Here is a 19,485-nt window from a genome sequence, read left to right as displayed (position 1 = left end):
TTCACCAGGGCCCTTATCCACAGCTCCAGACCGCCTCTGAGCAGGGATATTCTCCGATATTCGTCACGCTCCGCAGCGCGGTACGCTGGCCGCGTGCGTGCGGAAAAGGGAACGGACGGATGCCTGGTGTGCGGATCGCGACTGCCGGCGGCGGAGCGCGGGCGGCCGCCCGCGTACTGCTCCCGGAGCTGTCAGGCGAAGGCGTACCGACGGCGGAAGCGGGAGCGTGCGGCGACCCCGCGGCTCGCCGCCGCGCCCGCCGAGGTGCCCGCCGCGAGCGCGGCGGCCCGGCGGCGGCGGGAGATCGCCGAGGCGGTGTGGCGGATCGCGGCCGGGCGCGGTCTGGAGTCGGCGAGCATGCGCGAGGTCGCCGCCGAGGCCGGGGTCTCGCTCCGGGTGGTCCAGTACGCCTTCGGCAGCAAACGGCGGCTGCTGGTCGAATCGCTCCGGCTGCTGCACGAGGAGAACGAACGGCGCGCCCGCGACCGGCTGGCGCGGCTGCCCGAGCCCCGCGATCCGCGCGCGGTGCTGCGCGGCGTCCTGATGACGTTCCTGCCGGTGGACGAGCAACGGCGCACCGCGCTGCGGGTGTTCCTCGCCTACTACGTCCGCAGTCTGACCGACCCCGAGCTGGCCGCGGTCCTCCTGCACGGCAGCCATCCGCTGGAGGAACTGGTGGCCACCTTGATCCGGCAGGCGGGGGCGGCGGGGCGGGCCGGGCGGGCGGCCCCGGACACCGACCCCCGGCACGAGGCGGACCTGCTGGTGTCCGGCGTCACGGGGCTGGGCCTGGACGTACTGCACGGCCGCCGCACGATGGCCGAGGTGTCGCGCACCCTCGACTACCACCTCGACCGCATCCTCGGCCCGGCCGGAGCGCGGGGCCGCGGCCGGGCCGCACTCGGCCGGGATCAGCTCTCCGGCGCCCCGTCCGCGAAATAACTGTCGTGCCGGAGCCGGAACTCGTCGAGGTCCCGGCCGCCGCGCAGGGACATCTCCGCGACCCGCTCGAAGTACTCCTCGCGCGGCGCGCCCGGTGCGAAGAGCAGCAGCATCGACGCCGGGTCGTCGGATGCGTTCCGGAACGCGTGCAGCCCGCCCACCGGTACGTACAGGAAGTCGCCCGCGCGGCAGGTGGTCCAGCGCTCGCCGTTGTAGAGCCGCACCGCCCCGGACAGGACGAAGAAGGACTCCGAGATGGTCCGGTGGAAGTGGGTGGCCGCGCCGGGCGCCCGGGGGCTCATGTCCAGCCGGTAGAGGCCGAATTCGCCCCCGGTGGCGGCGTGCGTCGCCAGGTAGTGGGTGCGCTGGGTGCCGCTGACGATGTCGGGTGCGGTGTCCGCCGGGCGGTGGACGGCGCTGATCTCACCGTGGTCACCCAGGTAGCGGGGGTCGGGGTAGGTCATCTCGGTCTCCTCGCGGGGGAGTGGCGGCGCGGCCGGCGGCCGGGGATGCGGTGCCGGCCGGGACGGGCACGTTGATCAGGCTTCGGTACAGGTGGTAACGAGCCACGGCGCGCAGAGGGGACACTCCGGGCTCCGGGGGCGCCGGGAACTCCGGGGGGACGGGCCTGACGCCGTCCATGGCGCGGATCGCCGCGGCCAGCTCCGCCGACACCCCGCGGTCGGCGAATTCCCGCCACGCCGAGAGGTCCTCCCACTCGGCGTAGTTGAGCACCTTCGTACCGTCCTGGCTCAGGTGGAAGTGGGCGCCGAGCAGCCCCGGCACCTGTTCCCGGGCCAGGACGCCGAGCACGGCGTCGGCGAGGGTGTGCTGGGCGGCCGGGCCGGTCGTGGCGAACGCCGGTACGACGAGGAGGGCCGGCCGGCGGCCGGCCGGCCGCTCGGGTACGTAGCTGCGGTACCGCCGGTAGCGCACCAGCCCGGGGCGCCGGATGCCGGGCACCGCCTCGTCGATCCGGCCGACGGCCGCCTCCCGCCGGGTGCGTGCCCACTCCCGGTGGTCGTCGTCGTTCGTCCACTGCGCGTAGTGGAGCAGGTGGCCGCCGTCGGTGCTCAGGAAGGTGGTGAGCGAGAGCATCGCGTCCGGGCGCTCCTGGTGCTCCCACTCGGTGTGGACGGCGTCGGCGGCCGGACGCTGGAGACCGGCGGTGGGCACCAGCCACGTGCTGACGAGGGCGGTGCCGGCGTCGGCGCGCCGTATGTCGGGGAAGTCGGTGGTCAAGGGCATCTCGGGCTCCGTTCCGCGGTGGGTCTCCGGTGTCCGGAAGCCTTCTCCCTCAAGTGCGGTTGAGGTCAAGGAGGGCGGGGTGTGCGGCAGTTCTGGCGTCAACGAGGGTTGACGCATGGCGTCTGTCAACCTAGATTGACACGTATGACCGAAGCAACGGATCTCGCCGCGCGGGCGGGCGATCGGGACCCCCGGACCGGGCTCCGCGCCGTGGCCGCGCTCCGCCGGCTGCTGGAGCAGCTCGAAGCCGTGCAGGTGCGCAGCGCGCGGGCGAAGGGCTGGTCGTGGCAGGAGATCGCCGCCGAGCTGGGAGTCAGCCGGCAGGCGGTCCACAAGAAGCACGGGAGGCGCTGATGTTCGAGAAGTTCACGCAGGACGCGCGCGCGGTGGTGCGCGGCGCCGTCGCACACGCGGACCGCACGGGCGCCACCGCGGCCGGCGAACCGGAGCTGCTGCTCGCGCTGTTGGACCGTACGGACTCGCCCGCCGCCGCGGCGCTCGGCGCGCTCGGCGTCCACGAGCGCCGGCAGTCCGTGGTGGACGCCCTGGCGGCGGTGCGCCGCCGCGGGGGCGTCTCGTCCGCGGACGCGGCGGCGCTGGCCGGGCTCGGGATCGACGTCGAGGAGATCGTCGCGCGGGTGGAACGGGAGCACGGCGTCGGCGCGCTGGCGGCCGCGGAGCCGGCCGGGCGCCGGAAGCGGGTGCGCGGTGCGTTCACCGCGGAGGCGAAATCCGTACTGGAGCGGTCCCTGCGGATCGCGCTCGGCCGCGGCGACCGGCACATCGGTGACGAACATCTGCTGATCGCCCTGACGGCCGGGACGGGACCGGCCGCGGCCGTGCTCGCCGACCACGGCGTGACGCACGACGCCGTGCTGCGGGTGCTGGCACGCGCGGCCGCGGGCGGCTGAGCGGGGCGGGGGTCGGGGAGCGGGGGTGGCCGGTTACGGGTGGCCGGCCTTCACCGCGACGGTTCCCGGGGCGCCGCGCCGGGGTGCGTAACCGGCCTCGAAGATCGCGTCGAGTACGGGGCCGAGCAGCTGGGCCAGCCGTTCGGCGCGGCAGCGGCCCAGGGCCCGCCAGGGGCCGGCGGCCAGCCGGTCCGTCATCCGCTCGATGGCCGCCCGCTCCCGGTGGGCGAGTTGGGTCGCGGTGCCGTCCGGGGCGATCCAGCCGCGGGCGGCGAGGCGGTACCGGGCGTCGTGCCACTCCTGGGCGCTCCAGCCGCGGCCGACGAAGCCGGCGGCCGGTGCGGCGCCGACCACGGCGACCGACACCAGCGCCTCGCACGGATCGAGTCCGCTGGTCAGCAGCGCCGCCAGATGGCCGTCGCCGCGGTGCTCGCGCAGTATGGTCGCGGCCTGCCAGAGCGCCAGATGCGGGGCGTCGGGCCAGGGCAGATCGCGGTTGGCGGCGGCCAGCGGACGGGCCGCGAGGCCGGTGTTCTCGGCGGCCTGGCGGGCCAGCCGGGCCGCCTCGGCGAGCTGCGTGGCGCTCAGCCGGCCGCCGATGAGGGGGACCAGCGCGCGGTCCATGGCCCGCAGCCGTCCGTCCAGCACCTTGGCCGGGTCCGCCGTGGCCCAGATCTGCGGGACGTAGCGGGCGATCATCCGGGGGCTGAAGCTGTAGTACGTCGCGGCCACCAGCTCGGGCCCGGCCGCGCCCAGCGGGGCGGTCCGCCAGGCGAAGTAGCTGGGCCAGCGGGAGGCGACGTCGTACCCGAGGTCCGCGGCGACCTGACGGGCCTCGGGGGCGAAGTAGAGCGTGGCGTGCAGTGGCTCGAACTGGTGCCACATCCGGCGGGCGACCGAAAGGTATTCCAACATCGCTTTACCTCATGGCCTTCACGATGCTTACAGGCAGGGGGAGTTGACCGTGGTCCGGGGGCCAGGGCACGGCCGGCGGTCCGCGGAGTCGGCGGCTGAGGCCCCCACGTCCCGGTGCCGGACGAAAAGCCGTGCGAAAGATTGACTTCCCCGATTACGTGCGGTGAACCCAGGCCGCCGCAGGCAACTCTACGTAACTGTCGGACAGTTGGGCGGGACGGGGGTCGACCGCGGGGCCGGTAGCGGCGGACGGGACCGAGGGGGCGGAAGGGACGCGTACGGGCGGGGCGGAGTCCTGGTGAACTCCGCCCCGCCCGTGCCCCGTCGCCCCCGTGTCCCCCGTCGTCCCGCCCGTCCCCGTGCGCCGCGACCGGCTAATCGTCCGGATCGGTGAGCGTGGAGTACTGCTCCGGATCCCGCAGCAGTGCGCCGATGTGGGCGGCGGCCGTCGACAGCCGGCGGCGGGATTCCCGCAGCTGTTCCGCCGTGACGCCGTGATCGCGCGCCGCGTCCCGCAGATCGTCGCGGAAGCGGTCCAGCAGCCGGTCGAAGTCGCGGGCCGGATCGCCGCTGCCGGGTTCGCCCGCCCAGTCGGGGGCCGGGGGCTCCGGCTCGCCCGCGGGGGCTTCCTTGGACAGGTCCAGGCGCTCGACCGTGACCCGCGTGGCGTCGGCGGCGTCGCTGTCGGGAGCGGCCGCGCCGCTGTGGCCGGTCCGGTCCCGGTCGCCGCCGTGGTCCGCGCCGGTCTGCCCGCCGGTGAAGCGTCCGACCTCGCGGGACACCTCGGACAGCGCCTCGCGCACCGCCCCCGCCCAGTCGCCGGAGCGGACATGCTCCTGGGCCTGCTCCTGGACGCGCTTGATGACCTGCTGGACCTCCTCGCGCGCGAACACCTGGGCGTCCCGGGCCTGCTTACGGGCCCGCTGGGCGTCCTGCCGGGCCCGCCGGCTCTCCTCCTTCGCCCGCCGCGCCTGCTCCTTCCACCCCTCCTTGGCGCGCCGGAACTCCTCCTTCGCCTGCCGCCAGGACTCCTTGTCGGCGAACGCGCCGTCGAAGTAGTCCGAGGCTTCCGGGAAGGGGCGGCCGGTGCCGCCGTCCTGCGGGGCGCCGCTCCGCCCGCCCTTGGCGCCGCCCCCGAAGGCGCTCGCGGCGGACTCCTTGCGGGCCTGCTGCGCGGCCTCCTGCATCTCGCGGCGCAGGTCCCGCGCGGAGCCGCGGACGTCCTCCCGGATGTCGGAGGCCAGTGCGGCCACCGACTCCCGGATCTCCAGCTCCAGATCGGCCAGCTCGCCGCCCCGGTCGGCGAGTTCGGCCCGGCCGGCGTCGGTGATGGAGTAGACCTTGCGGCCGCCCTCGGTGGCGTGCGTGACCAGGCCCTCGGCCTCCAGCTTGGCCAGCCGCGGGTAGACCGTGCCGGCCGAGGGGGCGTACAGGCCCTGGAAGCGCTCCTCCAGGAGGCGGATGATCTCGTAGCCGTGCCGGGGGGCTTCGTCCAGCAGCTTGAGGAGATAGAGCCGGAGGCGGCCGTGGGCGAAGACGGGGGGCATGCTCAGCGCACCTTCTTCTCTGTGGGGGTACCGGTGGGGGCGGCGCCGTCCGCTCCGCCGCCGGGGGCGCCGTGCGGCTCCTCGGCGGCGGGGCGGCGGAGCAGGGCCAGCCCGCCGGAGACGGTGGTGACCTTCAGTGTGCCGGTGCCCGCGCCGAGCGAGCCGGTGATCCGCTTGGCGCCCCACTGGCCGCTGACCCGCAGATCGTCGAAGGCGTTGGAGACCGTGCCGCTCGTGGTGTTGGCCGTCACCCGGGTGTCGGCCGGGTCGGGCAGCCGGATGGCGACCTCACCGGAGACCGTCGTCAGGCTGATGTCCGTCCGGGCGGCGGCGGTCCCGTCCGGGGCGGCGGGCGGCAGGTCCAGATCCAGGACCATGTCGCCGCTGACGGAGTCGGCGCGCACCGAACCGCCCGCGCCCTCGATCACCGTCAGATCCCCCGAGACGGAGTGGAACCGCAGCTCGCCCGTGACGGCCTGGGCCTCGATCCGGCCGCTGACGGTGTCGGCCCGCACCGGGCCGGTCAGCCCCGCGAGGGTGCCGTCACCGGAGACCCCGCGCAGCTCCGTACGCCCCGAGATGCCGGAGATCACCGCGCTCGCGGTGGCCGCGCCGACCTCGACGCGGGTGGCGGCCGGGACGGTCACCGAGATCACCGCGCTGCGGTGCCACCCCGTGGGGTTCCAGCCCTTGAGGCCGTGTCGCCACGCCTTGGGGTCGAAGAGGCCGCGGCCCCATTCCTTGGGGTCGAACTGGCCCAGGATGCCGGGCCAGGTGACGTCCTCGTACCCGATGGACAGGACGCCGTCGCGGCACGAGACGAGCAGTGGCGGGCCGGTCAGCTCGCTGATCTCCAGGCGGGGCGGGCCGCCGTCCGAGGTGCCGACGACATTGACGGTGCCGCCGATCACGCGCACGTTCAGCGCCGTGACGGGCGCTTCGAATTCCAGCTTCTGTGGTGCGGAGATCGACCACTCGGTCCGGTCTGACATTTCTGGCCTCCCCGGGCAGGCGGACAACGCAACATATCGCGTCTTCTTTAGACACGATATATCGCGGGTTCGGGAAGTCAAGCGCACCCCGTGCCGCGACGGGCGCCCCACCGGACCCGTGCCACCCGCCCGTCCCCGTCCGCGCACCGGCGGCCCGCCCGGTACCGGGCCGCCATGCCTCCTCGGCCGGCTGCCGTCCTCAGCCCTCGTCAGTCCTCGTCAGCCTGCGTCAGTCTTCGTCCTCGTCGTCGTCGAGCCGGGCCAGCCAGGTAGCCAGCCGCTCCACCGGCACCTCGAAATCCGGGTTCAGGTCGACGAACGTACGCAGCTGATCGGCCACCCAGCCGAGGGTGACCTCCTCCTCGCCACGCCGGTTCTCCAGCTCCTCGATACCGCGGTCAGTGAAATACACGTGCGCTCCACCAGGGGTCATGGGACATTCCGGCCAGGATAGGCAGGCCCGCACGGCTCTCGCGCCGCGGGCACCCGGGAGCTAACCTGAGCGCCTGTCAACGGTCCTGCGGCGATGGGGAATTGCCGCCAACGGGGAGCGGGAGGCCGTGATGCAAGATCGCGCGCAGCGCATCGCACTGCCCGACGGTACGGAGGTCTGGGCCCGGGTCTCCAGACTGGACGCCGCGGGGCTGGACGATCCGGTCGGGCCGGACGGCGAGTACGCCGACTTCGAGGACGTCGGCACCTGGGAGGCGCTCGGCGCCCGGGTCGAGGGGCTCCGCGAGGTGATCGGCGGGGTCGCCGCCAGCGTCCGGCAGGCCACCGAGCGGGTGGCGCCGCACGAGACCAGCGTGACCTTCGGCGTGGAGGTCTCGGCCAAACCCGGCAAGGCCGTCGCCCTCCTCGCGGACGGCGAGGCGAAGGCGAACCTCTCGGTGACGCTCACCTGGCGGCGCGAGGACGGGAACGCGTCCGGTGGCGAGCAGCCCGCCGTCGGCCGCCGGGAGCCGGCCGACCCGGGCCGCTGATGGCGACCTCGGAGGAGCGGACCCACGGCCGCGGCGACCGGGCGCGGTACGGACAGCTCCTCGCACACGCCGGACGCACCACCGTCGCCCTGCGCGCCGCACCGGACGCACCGGATCCCCGGCTGTGGGGCAGCGGTGTGCTGATCGCCCCCGGCTGGGTCCTGACCTGCGCCCATGTGCTCGCCGCGAGCGACGGGCGGCGGCGCGACCTCGGCCCCGACGGGGTGTTCGGCGTCGCGTTCGGCGGACGGCTGGCGGCCGCCCGGCTGGAGTACGACCTGAGCCGGCCCGACCCGGCGGCCGGACCGGGCACCGCCCGCGCCGATCTCGCCCTGGTCCGGCTGCTCGACCCGGACACCGAGCACCCCTGCGCCTGGTTCAGCGACCAGCCGGCGACGCTCCTGGAGGACGCGTACATCTTCCGGGGCCACGACCGGCCCGGTACGGACCGCCCGCCGCGTACGGACGCCGCGCACGAACGCGTAGTACGTGACGGGGGCGGCGTACGCGCGGCGGGCGATGCGGCCGAGGCGGGCGGCGCAGGTGAGGCGGGTGGCGCTCCCGGCGCACCCGGGGGAGCCGCCGATCCGTTCACCCCGTTCATCGCCGTCCGGTTCGGTGCCCGGGACGCCCGGGGGCTCCAGTTCGGCAGCGACGTCCGGGTCACCCCCGGCGCCTCCGGGGGACCGCTGCTCGACTGCGACCGCGGCGAGGTGGTCGGCATCGTCAAGGGGCGCCACCAGCAGGACCACGTCGGACTCGCGGTGCCGGTCACCGCGCTGCGCGGACTGGGCCCCGAACACCTCGTCGCGGGCGCCACCGGGCTCGGCCCCGACCCGTACCACGCGCTGATGGGCCTGCACGACCGCTGGCACTGGAGCGGACAGGACCTCGGCCGCCCCGGCGGGCCCACCTGGTTCGACGCCCAGCACGCCATCATGGCGGGGCGCGGCCGGCTGTGGGGCGTGCAGGAGCGGTTGCAGGCGCTCGACCTGCTCGCCCGGCTGCCCGCGCCGCGCGATCCGCTCGTCGTGGAGGCGGCGGTCGGCGAGGCGCTGGACCGAGGCGAGGGCCCCGGGGCCTGGGCGCTGCGCACCTGGCGGGACGGCCACGGCGCGCTCTACCAGGGCAGCGACCCGTACACCGAACTCTGCGCCTTCGTGCACTATCTGCGGATCGTGGCACAGCGGGTCGCGGACGAGGTGCGCGAGGCGCCCGGCGAAGCGGCCGCCGAGGCGCGCGAACACGCCGCCCACCTCGCGGAGTTCGTCCAGGCCAAAGCAGTGGTGCTGCAGCCGCAGGACCGCCGCCGGATCGGCCCCGTGCGGCGCCGGCCGCGCTCCGTACTCGTCGAGTTCGAGCCGCTGTTCTACGACGACGGCGAGGGCGAGCTGTTCAACTGGTCGGTCAGCGAGGGGTACGGCCGGGGGCAGTGGCTGCGGGTGGACGTCCAGGAGTCGGACGGCGGGGTGCCCTTCGAGCAGGCGCGGGCGCAGGTCCTGCGGCGGCTCGGGGCCCGGCTGCTGCGCGCCGACGGCGACGCGGGACCGGGCGCCCGGGTGCGCCTGGAGGTCGCCGTCCCCGAGGGGCACTGGCACACCCCGGCCGACCGCTGGGAGGTCGCGGCCTCGACCCGGCGCACCGCACGGGCGCGGCCGGTGGGCCCGGGGCGCGCGGTGATCCTGCGCGACCAGGGGCGCCGCGAGGAGATCGACCCGGCCTGGCTGCGCCGCTGGCAGCGCGTCGCCGTCGCCCCCGCACTGCACGCGCTGCGCGTCCCGCCGCCCCGCCGGGACGGCGCGGGAGCGGCGGCGGGCTCCGCCGACGGGGTCTGGCGGCTCCTGGAGGAGGCGGACGACGGTGCGGTGCCCGCGCTGTGCCATACGGTCGCCGACGGGACCGGCCGGGACGCGGCCGGCGCCGCCCTGGACACCGGCTTCCCGGCCGGACTGTGGTCCGCGGCCGGCCACGGCGAGCGGTCCTGCGACGCCTCCTGCGAGGAATTCCACCGCGGCGTACGGGAGTTGCTCCAGGGGTCCGGCTCACTGGCCCGCCTCCCCGAGCTCGTCCGGGAGCTGCGGGCGAAGGCCGCGGAGGAAGGCGCCCACTGGGCCCGCGATCTGGTGCTCCTCTACGACGACCCCGAGGACCCCATCCCGCAGCTCTTCACGGCCCGGCCGCAGGTGTCGCCCCGGTGACCGCCCGGCCGGTACGCGGCCGCCGCAACGGGCCCCCGCCGGCGGGCCGGGTTGCGCCGCCGTCCCCCTCCTCCAGGCCCCTTCGTCCGTCGGTCCGCCCCGTCCTCCGTACGCCCCCGCGCGCCCGTACGCCCTGCATGCGCCCGGCCGCCGCGACCGGACCCGGCGCCGCCGGATACCGCAAGTCACGTCCCCTGCACGGCACTTGGCGGCGCGTGGCGACGGTGCGGGAGACCGGAAACCGCCCCCGTGAGCTTCCGTACGGCTCGCTCCTGTCATAGCGTCATGAGACATTGATTCGTGAGTGTGCGTGGCGGGCGTGGGGGAAGGGCCGGGGCGGACGCCACCGTCTCCGGGGCGGTCCGCCGCGACCATCGCTCCCTGCCCGATGGCTGGCCGGCGACGAGGAGTTCCGACGTGAGCGACTGGCTCATCTACCGCGGCGCGGGAGCACCGCACGACGGAATCGAACAGCTCCCGCCGCCCCCGCCCTGGCGCGATTTCGACGGCGGGCCCGACATCCCGCCGCCGACCGCCCTCGACCCCGCCTCCGAACGCCGGCTCGGCGTGCTGCGCAGGGAGGCCAGCCACCACCGGCCCGGCGAGACCGAGCGCGAGCTGGTCAACGCCGCGCTCTATCTGCGCAGGCCGCTGCTGGTGACCGGTGCCCCGGGCAGCGGCAAGAGCACCCTGGCCCACTCGGTCGCCTACGAACTCGGCCTCGGCCGGGTGCTCAGCTGGCCGGTCGTCAGCCGCAGCACGCTCCGCGACGGCCTGTACGCCTACGACGCCATCGGCCGCCTCCAGGACCTCCAGATCGCCCGCGCCACCCCGCCGCGGCCCGCCGGCCAGGACGCCCCGGAGGGCGCCGCCGCGCCCGCCCCGGACCCGGACCACACCGCCGAGCCCGGCGGCGGCATCGGCCGCTACATCCGCCTCGGCCCGCTGGGCACGGCCCTGCTGCCCGCCGCCAGACCCCGGGTGCTGCTCGTCGACGAGCTGGACAAGAGCGATATCGACCTGCCCAACGACCTGCTCAACGTCCTGGAGGAGGGGGAGTTCAGGATTCCGGAGCTGGAGCGGCTGGCCGGATCCGCCCCCGAGGTGCGGGTGCTCAGCGACGACGGCGCGCCGGTGACGGTGCGCGACGGCCGGGTGCGCTGCCACGCCTTCCCGTTCATCGTGCTCACCAGCAACGGCGAACGGGACTTCCCGGCGCCCCTGCTGCGCCGCTGCATCCACCTCCACATCCCGGCACCGGACAAGGAGCGGCTCGCCGCCATGGTGCGGGCCCACTTCGGCGAGGGCGCCGCCGAGCGCCACGCCTCGGTGATCGACCGCTTCCTGGACCGCGAGCCCGGCGATGTCCGCGCCGTCGACCAGCTGTTCAACGCCATCCACCTCACACAGCAGGCCGGCTGGACGGACCAGGACGAGGAGGAGACCCGACGGCGCCTGACGGCCGAGCTCATGCGGCCTCTTGACCGGACGAGGTGAACGCGATGGCTGTGGGGGAGTCCGGTCCGGGACCCCTCGACCAGCTCGTCGCCCGGCTGACCGCGGCGGGGCTGCCCGCCGACGCCCGGGGGATGGCCGATGCCCTCTGGCTCGCCCAGTGGATCACGCCGGGTGATCAGCAGACCGCCCGGGACGCCACGGGCGAGGCCGGTTCCACCACCGCCGGATGCAGCGATCCGGCCACTTTCACCGTGGGCCCGGCCGGATCCGTGGAGCCCGGCGCGGCGGCCGCACCCGAGCCCGGCGGCCCGTACGCGCCCCGGGACGGCGCCCGCCGCACGGAGGCGGAGCTGCGGCCCGCCCGGGAGGCGCGGCCGCCCGATCCGGACCGCCACCGGCTCGGCGAGGTCGCCGTCCCGATCGCCGCCGCCTTCCCCGGGCTGCTGCCGCTCCAGCGCGCCCTGCGGCCCGTCCAGCGCTACCACCCGCCGGTCGCACCGGTCCGCCGGGAGCTGGACGAGCCCGCCACCGCCGAACTCTCCGCACACGCCGAGACGGTCATCCCGGTGCTGCGCGGGGTGCACCGCCGGGAGGCCGGTCTGCGGCTGCTGATGGACGGCTCGTCCTCGATGGCCGTCTGGGAGCAGATGCTGCACGATCTGCGCCAGGTCTGCGAGCGGGTGGGCGCCTTCCGCGACGTCACGGTGCACTACCTCCACCCGCACGGCCCGGACGTCGGTGTCGCCGCGGCCCCCGGCCCCGGCCGGCCGCTGCGCCCCGCCGGCCAGCTGCACGATCCCACCGGCCACCACCTCACCCTCGTCGTCAGTGACTGCGCGGGCCCGCTGTGGCAGGACGGCCGGCTCCAGCGGCTGCTCCACCGCTGGGCGGCCGACGCGCCGGTCGCCGTCGTCCAGCCGCTGCCGCAGCGGATGTGGGCGCGCACCCGGCTGCCCGCCGTCGCCGGTACCCTCGTCCGCCACCAGGGCCCGTACCAGGCCCTCGGCTTCCGGCCCGCCAGGCGCCGCCGGGCCCCCGCGGCGCCCGGACCGGCCCCGGACGCCGGCCGCGGCCGCGCCATCCCGGTGCTCTCCGCGACGCCCGCCGCGCTCGGCGCCTGGGCCAGGCTGGCCGCGGCCGATGCCGGCCTGTCGCTGCGCGGCGCCGCCTGTGTGGTCCGCGCCGACCACGGCGCGGAGCCCGGCGGCCGCCCGGCCGAGGCGGAGCCCTCCGCACCGGCCCGCAGGGTCCGCGAATTCGACCGGTCCGCCTCGCCGGACGCCCGGCTGCTCGCGGTGCACCTGTCGGCGGTCCCGCTGGCGCTGCCGGTCATCCAGCTCGTACAGCGCGCGATGCTGCCGCACACCGGACCGGCCGAGCTGGCCGAGGTGCTGCTCGGCGGCCTGGTCACCCAACTCCCGGCGGCGGACCGGCCGGCGGGGGAGGCGGACGGGGCGAGCGGCCCGTGGTACGACTTCGTGCCCGGCGTACGGGACGAACTGCTCGGCCGGCTGAGCGCGGGCGAGGCCGCGCTGGTCCTCAAGCACTGCTCGCTCTACGTGGAGCGCACCTTCGGCCGCGGCGCCCGCAACTTCCCGGCCGTCGCCGTCGCGATGCTCTCCGGCAGCGGCCGGGAGCCGGAGTCCGGCCGCCGCCCCGTCCCCGAACCGTTCGCCCGGGTCTCCGAACACGTCCTGCGCCGCTTCGAACCGGCGCTGCGGCCGCCCGAGCAGCCGCCCTACCCCGGCGACGGCCCGGCCGCCGAGGGCGCCGCCCTACTGGAGCGCTACGAACAGGGCAGCGCCGTACGGGACCTGATCGAGGCCGTCCGGCTGCTGCGCGCGGCGGCCCACCGGCTGCCGCCGGCCGGCACCGACCTGGCCCGCGCCCTGCTGCACGCCTGGGCGAAGTGGCGCCAGCCCGACGCCCTGGCGGAGGCCGAACGCGCGGTGCGCGCCGCGGAGCGGGCCACCGCGCCGGGCCCGGCCGACGACCAGGAGGTGGGGACGGCCGGGGAGGAAGCCGGGGCGGCGGAGGCCGCGGGCCGGGAGGCGGAGCGCACCCGGGCGCTGATCGTGCTCGGCCGGGTCCGGTACGCCCGCGCCCGGGAGCGTGCGGGGGCCGGCGCACCGGAGGAGGAGCGCACCGCGCTGGCGGACGCCGCGCGCCAACTGCACGCCGCCTGCGGGCTGATGAGCCTGCTCGACCCGCGTTTCCTGGAGAGCACGGTGCTACGGACCGAGGTCCTGCGCCGGATGGCCGCCCTGCCGCCGGCCACCGGGGCGCCCGCCGGGCCCGGCGCTCCCGAGGGGGCCGGTCCGCCCGACCCCCTGGACGAGGCGGAACGGTCCCTCACCACCGTCCTCGACCGGTGGCCCAGCGGCGAGCAGGTTCCCGGCGAGGTGTACGCGGCGCGCGGCGGCGTCCTGCTGGACCAGGCCCGCCGGGCCGGCCGCGTACGCCCGGACGGGCCGCGCCCCGCCGAGGCGCTCGCGGTCCGTGCCGCGGACGACCTCGACACCGCCACCCTGCTGCTGCGCCGCCGTGGCAGCGCCGCCGACCGGGTGGTCTGCGAGACGCTGCTGGATCTGGCGGCGGCCCGCTCGCTGACCGGCGGCAGCGCGCTGCCGTCCGTGCTGCCCACCCTGGAGCGGGCCCGCGCGATGGCGCGGACCCTCGCCGAACCGGCCCTGGAGGCCGACAGCCTGCGCCGGATCGCGGCCGCGCAGCGCGCCGTGCACACCTGGACGGGCGCGCCGGGCCCCCTGGACGAGGCCATCGCCGCGCTGGCCGCCGCGCAGCGGCTGACCGTCCCCGATTCCCCCGAGCACAGCGCGCTGCTCGCCGAGCGCGGCGCGGCGCTGCTGCTGCGGGCCCGGCTGGAGCCGGACCCCGAACCGGGCAGGCGGCTGGCCAACGACGCGGTGCACGTCCTGCGGGAGGCGCTGGCCCGGGTCGCGCCGCAGGATCCGGAGCTGGGCGCCCACCGGCTGGCCTTCGGCCGCGCGCTGCGGCTGCGCCACGAACGCCAGCCCTCGCTCGCCGATCTGCACGAGGCCGACTGGATCCTGGAGCTGGCCGCCCGGGGCTCCGGGGTGGAGCCGCTCGTCGCGGCCGAGGCATGGCTCGAAGTGGGCGATGTCCAACTGCTGCTGGACCGCCGCTTCGACTCCCGGGAGCGGCACGACCGGGCCGCCGCCTGCTACCGCCGCGCCGCGACGCACGCCCACCGGGGCGGCAGTCCGCTGCTCGCGGCCCGCGCCCACCACCGGCGCGGCGAGGTCCTGGAGGAGACCGCGGGCCCCCAGCCGGCGCTGCACGCCTACCGCGAGAGCTGGGAGCAGTGGCAGCACGCGGCCGAGGAGAGCGGCCCGGAGGCCCGGCGCACCCGCGCCCGGATGCGCGCCCTCGAATCCCCCGCCTGACCGCCCCCGAGCGCCCCGCCGGCCGCCTGGTCGCGCGGGGCGGAACGTGTTTCTGTGGACGGGAGTTCGGGAACACCCCGTCCAGCCGGCCCAGAGGAGAGCAGCGTGGCGACGATCCCTCGCACCGAACCGGCCGGGGCCGCCCCGTCCGGTCCGTCGGCCGAGCCGCTGCCGGACTTCGGCGGCGTGGACGTGGCCGGTCTGGCGGCGCGGACGGACCACGCGGTGCTGGGAGAAGTGGCGGCGCTGCTGCTGCGCAACTGGCCGTCGGCGGATGACGCGGTGGCGTACTACGAAGACGGCCCGGAAAAACTCTTGCACTGACGGTCAGAAGCAGTTGTTTTTGGGCAAACGCGCAAGGGAATCGGCCAGTTGTCGCGGCAATTCGGTTCCTCAATCGGTGGTGGTGCCATGTATCAGTCAGCGGGCGGGAGTTGACGGTTCCGGCCGCCGACGAGAGCAGGGGGACGGCGCCGTGGTGGCTGTGGAGACCGGCAGGACCACCGTGCCCTTCCGCCAGTTCGTCCTGAAGATGCACAGCCGGTGCAACCTCGCCTGCACCTACTGCTACATCTACGCCGGTCCCGACCGCAGCTGGCGCGCCCGCCCGCGGCTCGTCCCCACCGCCACCCTCCGCCAGAGCGCCCTGCGCATCGCCGAACACGCCCGCGCCCACCGCCTGCGCGAGATCCGCATCGACCTGCACGGCGGCGAACCGCTGCTCACCGGCCCCGGCCCGCTCCTCGACCAGGCCGCCGCCCTCCGCGCCGCGCTGCCCGCCGGATGCACCGCCGAATTCGGCGTGCAGACCAACGGCACCCTGCTCACCCCGGAGCTGATCGACACCCTGGGCGCCGCCGGATTCCGCCTCGGCCTCAGCCTCGACGGCGGCACCCCCGGTCTCAACCACCGCCGCGTCGACCACGCCGGACGCCCCTCCTGGCCCGCCGTCTCCCGCGCCGTACGGATGCTCGCCGACCGCCCCGGCGTCTTCGCCGGCATCCTGTCCACCATCGACATCACCACCGACCCGGCCGAGGTCTACGGCTCGCTGCGCGCCCTCGGCCCGCCCGTGCTCGACTTCCTGCTCCCGCACGCCAACTGGTCCAGCCCGCCGCCCGCCCCCCTGGGCCCCGCGCGCCGCACCCCGTACGGCGACTGGCTGTGCACCGTCTTCGACCTCTGGTGGGACGGCGGACCGGGCCCCCGGGTACGGCTCTTCACCGAGATCATCGGTCTGCTCCTGGGGCGCCCCAGCTCCAGCGAAGCGGTCGGCCTCTCCCCGGTCGTCGCCCTCGTGGTCGACACCGACGGCGCCATCGAACAGGTCGACTCGCTCAAATCCACCTACGAGGGCGCCGCCGCCACCGGCCTCGACGTCTTCCACCACAGCTTCGACGAGGCCCTCGCCCACCCCGGTATGGCCGCCCGCCGGCGCGGCCCGGACGCGCTCGGCGCCCAGTGCCGCAGCTGCGCCCTGATGCGGGTGTGCGGCGGCGGCAACTACGCGCACCGCTACCGCGCGGGCCCCAGCGGATTCGCCAATCCGTCCGTCTACTGCGCCGATCTGGAACGCCTGATCCGGCATATCGCCGCCCGGCTGGCCGCCGCGATGTAGCCCCACCGCCCCGCCCACAAGATCGCCTGACGCACCGTCGTCACAGGGAGCGACACTTGGGCTATCGTGCCAATCAGCCCGCCCACGCACAGCCTCTGCACGCGCGCACCACCGCATCCCAGGGAGACGGTCGCATGGCCGATCAGTCGACGTTTTCTGATTCCTCTGGTTCCTCGGGTACCTCAGGTTCCTCCGGTTCTCCGGGTCCCGCCGGCACCTCCGGTCCCGCCCGCTCCCACGAACACATCACGATCAGCTACGCCGGATTCAACCGGCCCTGGGCGGCGTGGATCTCCCACCAGCTGGAGCAGCTGGGCCACGGCACCACCCTGCTGCGCTGGGACCCCGTCCCGGAGACCCCGCTCGCCGACGAGCTGTCCGGACTGCTCGCCGCCGAGGGCCGCCTCCTGATGGTGCTGGACGACTGGTACTTCCGGCTCGGACCCAAGTCCCACGAGGAGTGGACGGACGCGCTCCAGGAAGTGGTGACACCGCACGCCGACCGGTTCGCCGCCGTCAGCGTCGCCACCCAGAAGCTGCCCGCCACCGCCGCCGTGCTGCGCCCCGCCGACCTGCGCGACCTGGACGCCGTCGAGGCCAACCGCCGCGTCCTGCAACGCCTCGGCGTCACCTCCGCACGGCGCCCGCGCGGCGAACCGTCCCCCGGCGCCCCGCGCTTCCCCAACGACCCGCCCGAGGTCTGGAACGTCCCGCGCCGCAACAACCGCTTCACCGGCCGCGACCACGTCCTGGAGGAGCTGCACGACAAGCTCGCCGGCGGCGGCCTCGGCGCCGGCCCGCCGCTGGAGACCCGGATCGCGCTGTACGGCATCTCCGGCGTCGGCAAGAGCCAGATCGCCGCCGAATACGCCCACCGCTTCGGCAACGACTACGACGTGGTGTGGTGGATCAGCGCCACCAACCGCGGCGCCGCCCGCGAACAGCTCGCCGAACTCGCCAACCGCCTGGGCCTCCCGGTGGGCCATGAACTCGGCGACCGCATCCGGGCCGTCCACGAGGCGCTGCGGGTCGGCCGCCCCTACCGCCGCTGGCTGCTGGTCTTCGACAGCGCCGACGACATGGAGCAGATCGAGGACCTCGTCCCCGACGGCCGCGGCCATGTCCTGATCACCACGCTCACCCGCGACTGGTCGGGATCCGGCAGCGCCCAGGAGATCGAGGTGCGGCCCTTCAACCGGATGGAGAGCGTCGCCTACGCCAGGCGCCGGGCGCCGCGGCTGACGCCGCTGGAGGCCGACCTGCTCGCCGAGGCCGTCCAGGACCTGCCGCTGCTGCTCGCGCAGACCGCCGCCTGGCTGGACGCCAACCCGATGTCCCCCAAGGAGTACATCGAGCTGATCCGCCGCGGCGAACCCAGCCTGGTCGGCATCCGCATCTCCTCCGACTACCCGATGGCCTTCCAGACCAGCTGGGCCATAACCCTCAACACCCTGCGCGAACGCAGCCCCGCCGCGGTGGAACTCCTCAAGCTGTTCGCGTTCTTCACCCCCGACGCCATCCCCGTACCGATGCTCGCCAAGGCCCGCCGCGGCGATCTGCCCGAACACCTCGCGGACCTCGCCGTCGAGCCGATCAGCTGGAACACCGCGCTGCGCCGGCTGACCGAATCCACCGCCGTCCGCCTGGACTACCAGCTCTCCGAGGAGTCCGACCCGGCCGTCGAGACCGCGCAGATGCACCGGCTCTACCACCGTTTCCTGCGCAGCGACATGACCGAGGACGAGCGCGACCAGATGTCCGCGACGGCCTGCCGGGTACTGGTCACCGCCGACCCGCAGAACCCCTCCGACACCCGCTACTGGGAGCGCTACGCCGAACTCATCCCGCACCTGGAGCCGGCCGGCGTCCTGGACAGCCCCGAACCGGCCGTCCAGGAACTCCTGCTCAACTGCATCGAATACCTGCGGGTGCGCGGCGAGAACCGCATGGGCCTGCGGCTGTGCGAGCAGTTCCTCGCGCGCTGGAGCACCCGCATGGAGCCCACCCGGCGCACCATGCTCGTCCTCACCCACCAGCACGCCAACATGCTGCGCCGGATGGGCCGTTACCGCGAGGCCGAGGCGGTCGGCAGCGCCATCGTCGACCAGCTCGCCGCCGAACGCACCCCGGCCGACTCCGATCTGCTGCGCGCCCAGGACGGCCTGGCCGGCACGCTGATGGCGCTCGGCTCGTACGAGGAGGCGTACACCCTCTTCGACACCGTGTGGCGGACCTACACCGAGGTGCTCGGCCCCGAGGCGCCCCGCACCCTCTCCTCGCGGCACAACCTCGGCTCCGCCCTCGCCCTGCTCGGCCGCTACGAGGACGCGCTGGGCACCTTCCGCGATGTGCTGGCCTTCCGGGAGCGCGAGCTGCGCGCCCGCCACCACCTCACCCTCAACGCCGGCGCCTCCTACTCCCGGATGCTGCGGCTGCTGGGCCGCTACCGCGACGCCACCTCCAGCCAGGAGCTGAACGCCCGGCTGCACCGGCAGGTGATGGGCTCGCACACACCGCAGACGCTGCGCGCCGAACACGACCTCGCGCTCTGCCTGCGCCGCTCCGGTGAACTCGGCCGGGCCGACGCCCTGATGGCCGACCTCGTCGAGCGCTCCCGCCGGGTGCAGGGGCCCCGGCACCCCGAGACGCTGATGGTGCGCGCCGACTACGCCACCTTCCTGCGCGAGCACGGCGACCTCGGGCACGCCCGCGACCTCGCCGAGGAGGTCGCCGAGCGCTACCGAGCCCTGGCCGGTGCGGACCACCCGTACACCATCGGCACCCTGGGCAACACCGGCCTGGCCCGTGGCGCGTTCGGGGAGCTCACCGAGGCGCTGGACATCGCCGAACGGGCACTGGGCGATATGACCCGGATCATGGGACCCGACCACCCCTGGACGCTGGGCTGCGCGCTGAACACCGCCGCCGCCCGCAACCGCGTCGAGGACGAGGACGGCGCGGTGGAGCTCAGCCACGACACCCTGGAGCGGGCCAAGGCGGCGCTGGGCGGGACCCATCCGCTGACGCTCTCCGCCAAGACGGCGCTCGCCGAGGACCTGCGCACGCTGCGCCGCGGTCAGGAGGCGGCGAAGCTGGAGCAGGAGGCCGTCCAGCAGCTCGCCGAGACCCTGGGCGCCGAGCATCCGCACACGCTGTCCGCCCGCCGCCGCCGGCGACCGTACTGGGACTTCGAACCGCAGCCCGTATAGGCGTCGCCACGCCATCGGCGCCGCCTCCCAGGACGCGGC

General features: G+C 75.4%; 16 protein-coding genes. 10 read left to right on the top strand and 6 right to left on the bottom strand.

Annotated features, from left to right (window positions below):
* The first annotated feature begins 93 nt into the window (after positions 1 to 93).
* Positions 94 to 942 carry a TetR/AcrR family transcriptional regulator gene (locus IH09_RS13890; protein ID WP_318279448.1) on the top strand — a complete coding sequence of 283 codons (849 nt, stop codon included), beginning with the start codon at positions 94 to 96 and terminating at the stop codon, positions 940 to 942.
* Here the strand turns inward: IH09_RS13890 and IH09_RS13885 are convergent.
* On the bottom strand, positions 912 to 1,406 hold the full coding sequence (locus IH09_RS13885; RefSeq protein ID WP_052856498.1) for a cupin domain-containing protein: 495 nt from the start codon (positions 1,404 to 1,406) through the stop codon (positions 912 to 914). The two genes, IH09_RS13890 and IH09_RS13885, sit on opposite strands and share 31 nt — an antisense overlap.
* Complete coding sequence (locus IH09_RS13880; RefSeq protein WP_110952269.1) at positions 1,375 to 2,190, bottom strand: antibiotic biosynthesis monooxygenase; 816 nt, start codon at positions 2,188 to 2,190, stop codon at positions 1,375 to 1,377. Before IH09_RS13880 ends, IH09_RS13885 begins: the two co-directional genes overlap by 32 nt.
* Positions 2,191 to 2,334: 144 nt before the next feature.
* Here IH09_RS13880 and IH09_RS13875 point away from each other — a divergent pair, with 144 nt between their 5' ends.
* Together IH09_RS13875 and IH09_RS13870 are read left to right on the top strand one after the other, a co-directional pair.
* Positions 2,335 to 2,544: a helix-turn-helix domain-containing protein gene (locus IH09_RS13875; RefSeq protein WP_052856497.1), complete on the top strand. Its 210-nt coding sequence runs from the start codon at positions 2,335 to 2,337 to the stop codon at positions 2,542 to 2,544.
* A complete protein-coding gene (locus IH09_RS13870) occupies positions 2,544 to 3,101 on the top strand; it encodes a Clp protease N-terminal domain-containing protein (RefSeq protein WP_052856496.1) in 558 nt (185 codons plus the stop codon). Before IH09_RS13875 ends, IH09_RS13870 begins: the two co-directional genes overlap by 1 nt.
* Before the next feature lie 33 nt (positions 3,102 to 3,134).
* On the opposite strand, the gene IH09_RS13865 is transcribed toward IH09_RS13870, so the two are convergent.
* From IH09_RS13865 to IH09_RS13850, 4 genes are all read right to left on the bottom strand, one after another.
* The gene (locus IH09_RS13865) at positions 3,135 to 4,016 is read right to left on the bottom strand and encodes an SCO6745 family protein (RefSeq protein WP_052856495.1); all 882 of its coding nucleotides are present in this window, start codon (positions 4,014 to 4,016) and stop codon (positions 3,135 to 3,137) included.
* A 374-nt stretch (positions 4,017 to 4,390) separates the two neighbouring features.
* The gene (locus tag IH09_RS13860; RefSeq protein WP_052856494.1) at positions 4,391 to 5,563 is read right to left on the bottom strand and encodes a PadR family transcriptional regulator; all 1,173 of its coding nucleotides are present in this window, start codon (positions 5,561 to 5,563) and stop codon (positions 4,391 to 4,393) included.
* A gap of 2 nt (positions 5,564 to 5,565) precedes the next feature.
* Positions 5,566 to 6,555: a DUF4097 family beta strand repeat-containing protein gene (locus IH09_RS13855; protein ID WP_052856493.1), complete on the bottom strand. Its 990-nt coding sequence runs from the start codon at positions 6,553 to 6,555 to the stop codon at positions 5,566 to 5,568.
* Positions 6,556 to 6,784: 229 nt separating this feature from the next.
* Positions 6,785 to 6,967 carry a DUF6104 family protein gene (locus tag IH09_RS13850; RefSeq protein WP_052856492.1) on the bottom strand — a complete coding sequence of 61 codons (183 nt, stop codon included), beginning with the start codon at positions 6,965 to 6,967 and terminating at the stop codon, positions 6,785 to 6,787.
* Between the two features lie 151 nt (positions 6,968 to 7,118).
* On the opposite strand from IH09_RS13850, the gene IH09_RS13845 reads away from it, so the two are divergent.
* From IH09_RS13845 to fxsT, 7 genes are all read left to right on the top strand, one after another.
* Positions 7,119 to 7,538: a CU044_2847 family protein gene (locus IH09_RS13845; protein WP_052856491.1), complete on the top strand. Its 420-nt coding sequence runs from the start codon at positions 7,119 to 7,121 to the stop codon at positions 7,536 to 7,538.
* On the top strand, positions 7,538 to 9,736 hold the full coding sequence (locus IH09_RS13840) for a VMAP-C domain-containing protein (protein ID WP_052856490.1): 2,199 nt from the start codon (positions 7,538 to 7,540) through the stop codon (positions 9,734 to 9,736). The genes IH09_RS13845 and IH09_RS13840 overlap by 1 nt, the downstream gene beginning before the upstream one ends.
* A gap of 417 nt (positions 9,737 to 10,153) precedes the next feature.
* On the top strand, positions 10,154 to 11,233 hold the full coding sequence (locus IH09_RS13835; RefSeq protein WP_052856489.1) for a MoxR family ATPase: 1,080 nt from the start codon (positions 10,154 to 10,156) through the stop codon (positions 11,231 to 11,233).
* Positions 11,234 to 11,238: 5 nt separating this feature from the next.
* Positions 11,239 to 14,619: an SAV_2336 N-terminal domain-related protein gene (locus tag IH09_RS13830; RefSeq protein WP_052856488.1), complete on the top strand. Its 3,381-nt coding sequence runs from the start codon at positions 11,239 to 11,241 to the stop codon at positions 14,617 to 14,619.
* A gap of 105 nt (positions 14,620 to 14,724) precedes the next feature.
* Positions 14,725 to 14,943, top strand: a complete 219-nt coding sequence (locus IH09_RS13825) for a YxD-tail cyclophane-containing RiPP peptide (protein ID WP_052856487.1) — start codon at positions 14,725 to 14,727, stop codon at positions 14,941 to 14,943.
* Between the two features lie 154 nt (positions 14,944 to 15,097).
* The gene (locus IH09_RS13820; RefSeq protein WP_381531609.1) at positions 15,098 to 16,237 is read left to right on the top strand and encodes an FxsB family cyclophane-forming radical SAM/SPASM peptide maturase; all 1,140 of its coding nucleotides are present in this window, start codon (positions 15,098 to 15,100) and stop codon (positions 16,235 to 16,237) included.
* Positions 16,238 to 16,371: 134 nt separating this feature from the next.
* A complete protein-coding gene (gene fxsT / locus IH09_RS13815) occupies positions 16,372 to 19,446 on the top strand; it encodes an FxSxx-COOH system tetratricopeptide repeat protein (protein ID WP_110952268.1) in 3,075 nt (1,024 codons plus the stop codon).
* The last annotated feature ends 39 nt before the right edge of the window (positions 19,447 to 19,485 follow it).

The sequence above is a fragment of the Streptomyces celluloflavus genome, assembly GCA_000720995.1.
Lineage (GTDB): Bacteria > Actinomycetota > Actinomycetes > Streptomycetales > Streptomycetaceae > Streptomyces > Streptomyces celluloflavus.
This window is presented reverse-complemented; position numbering and strand designations above follow the sequence as displayed.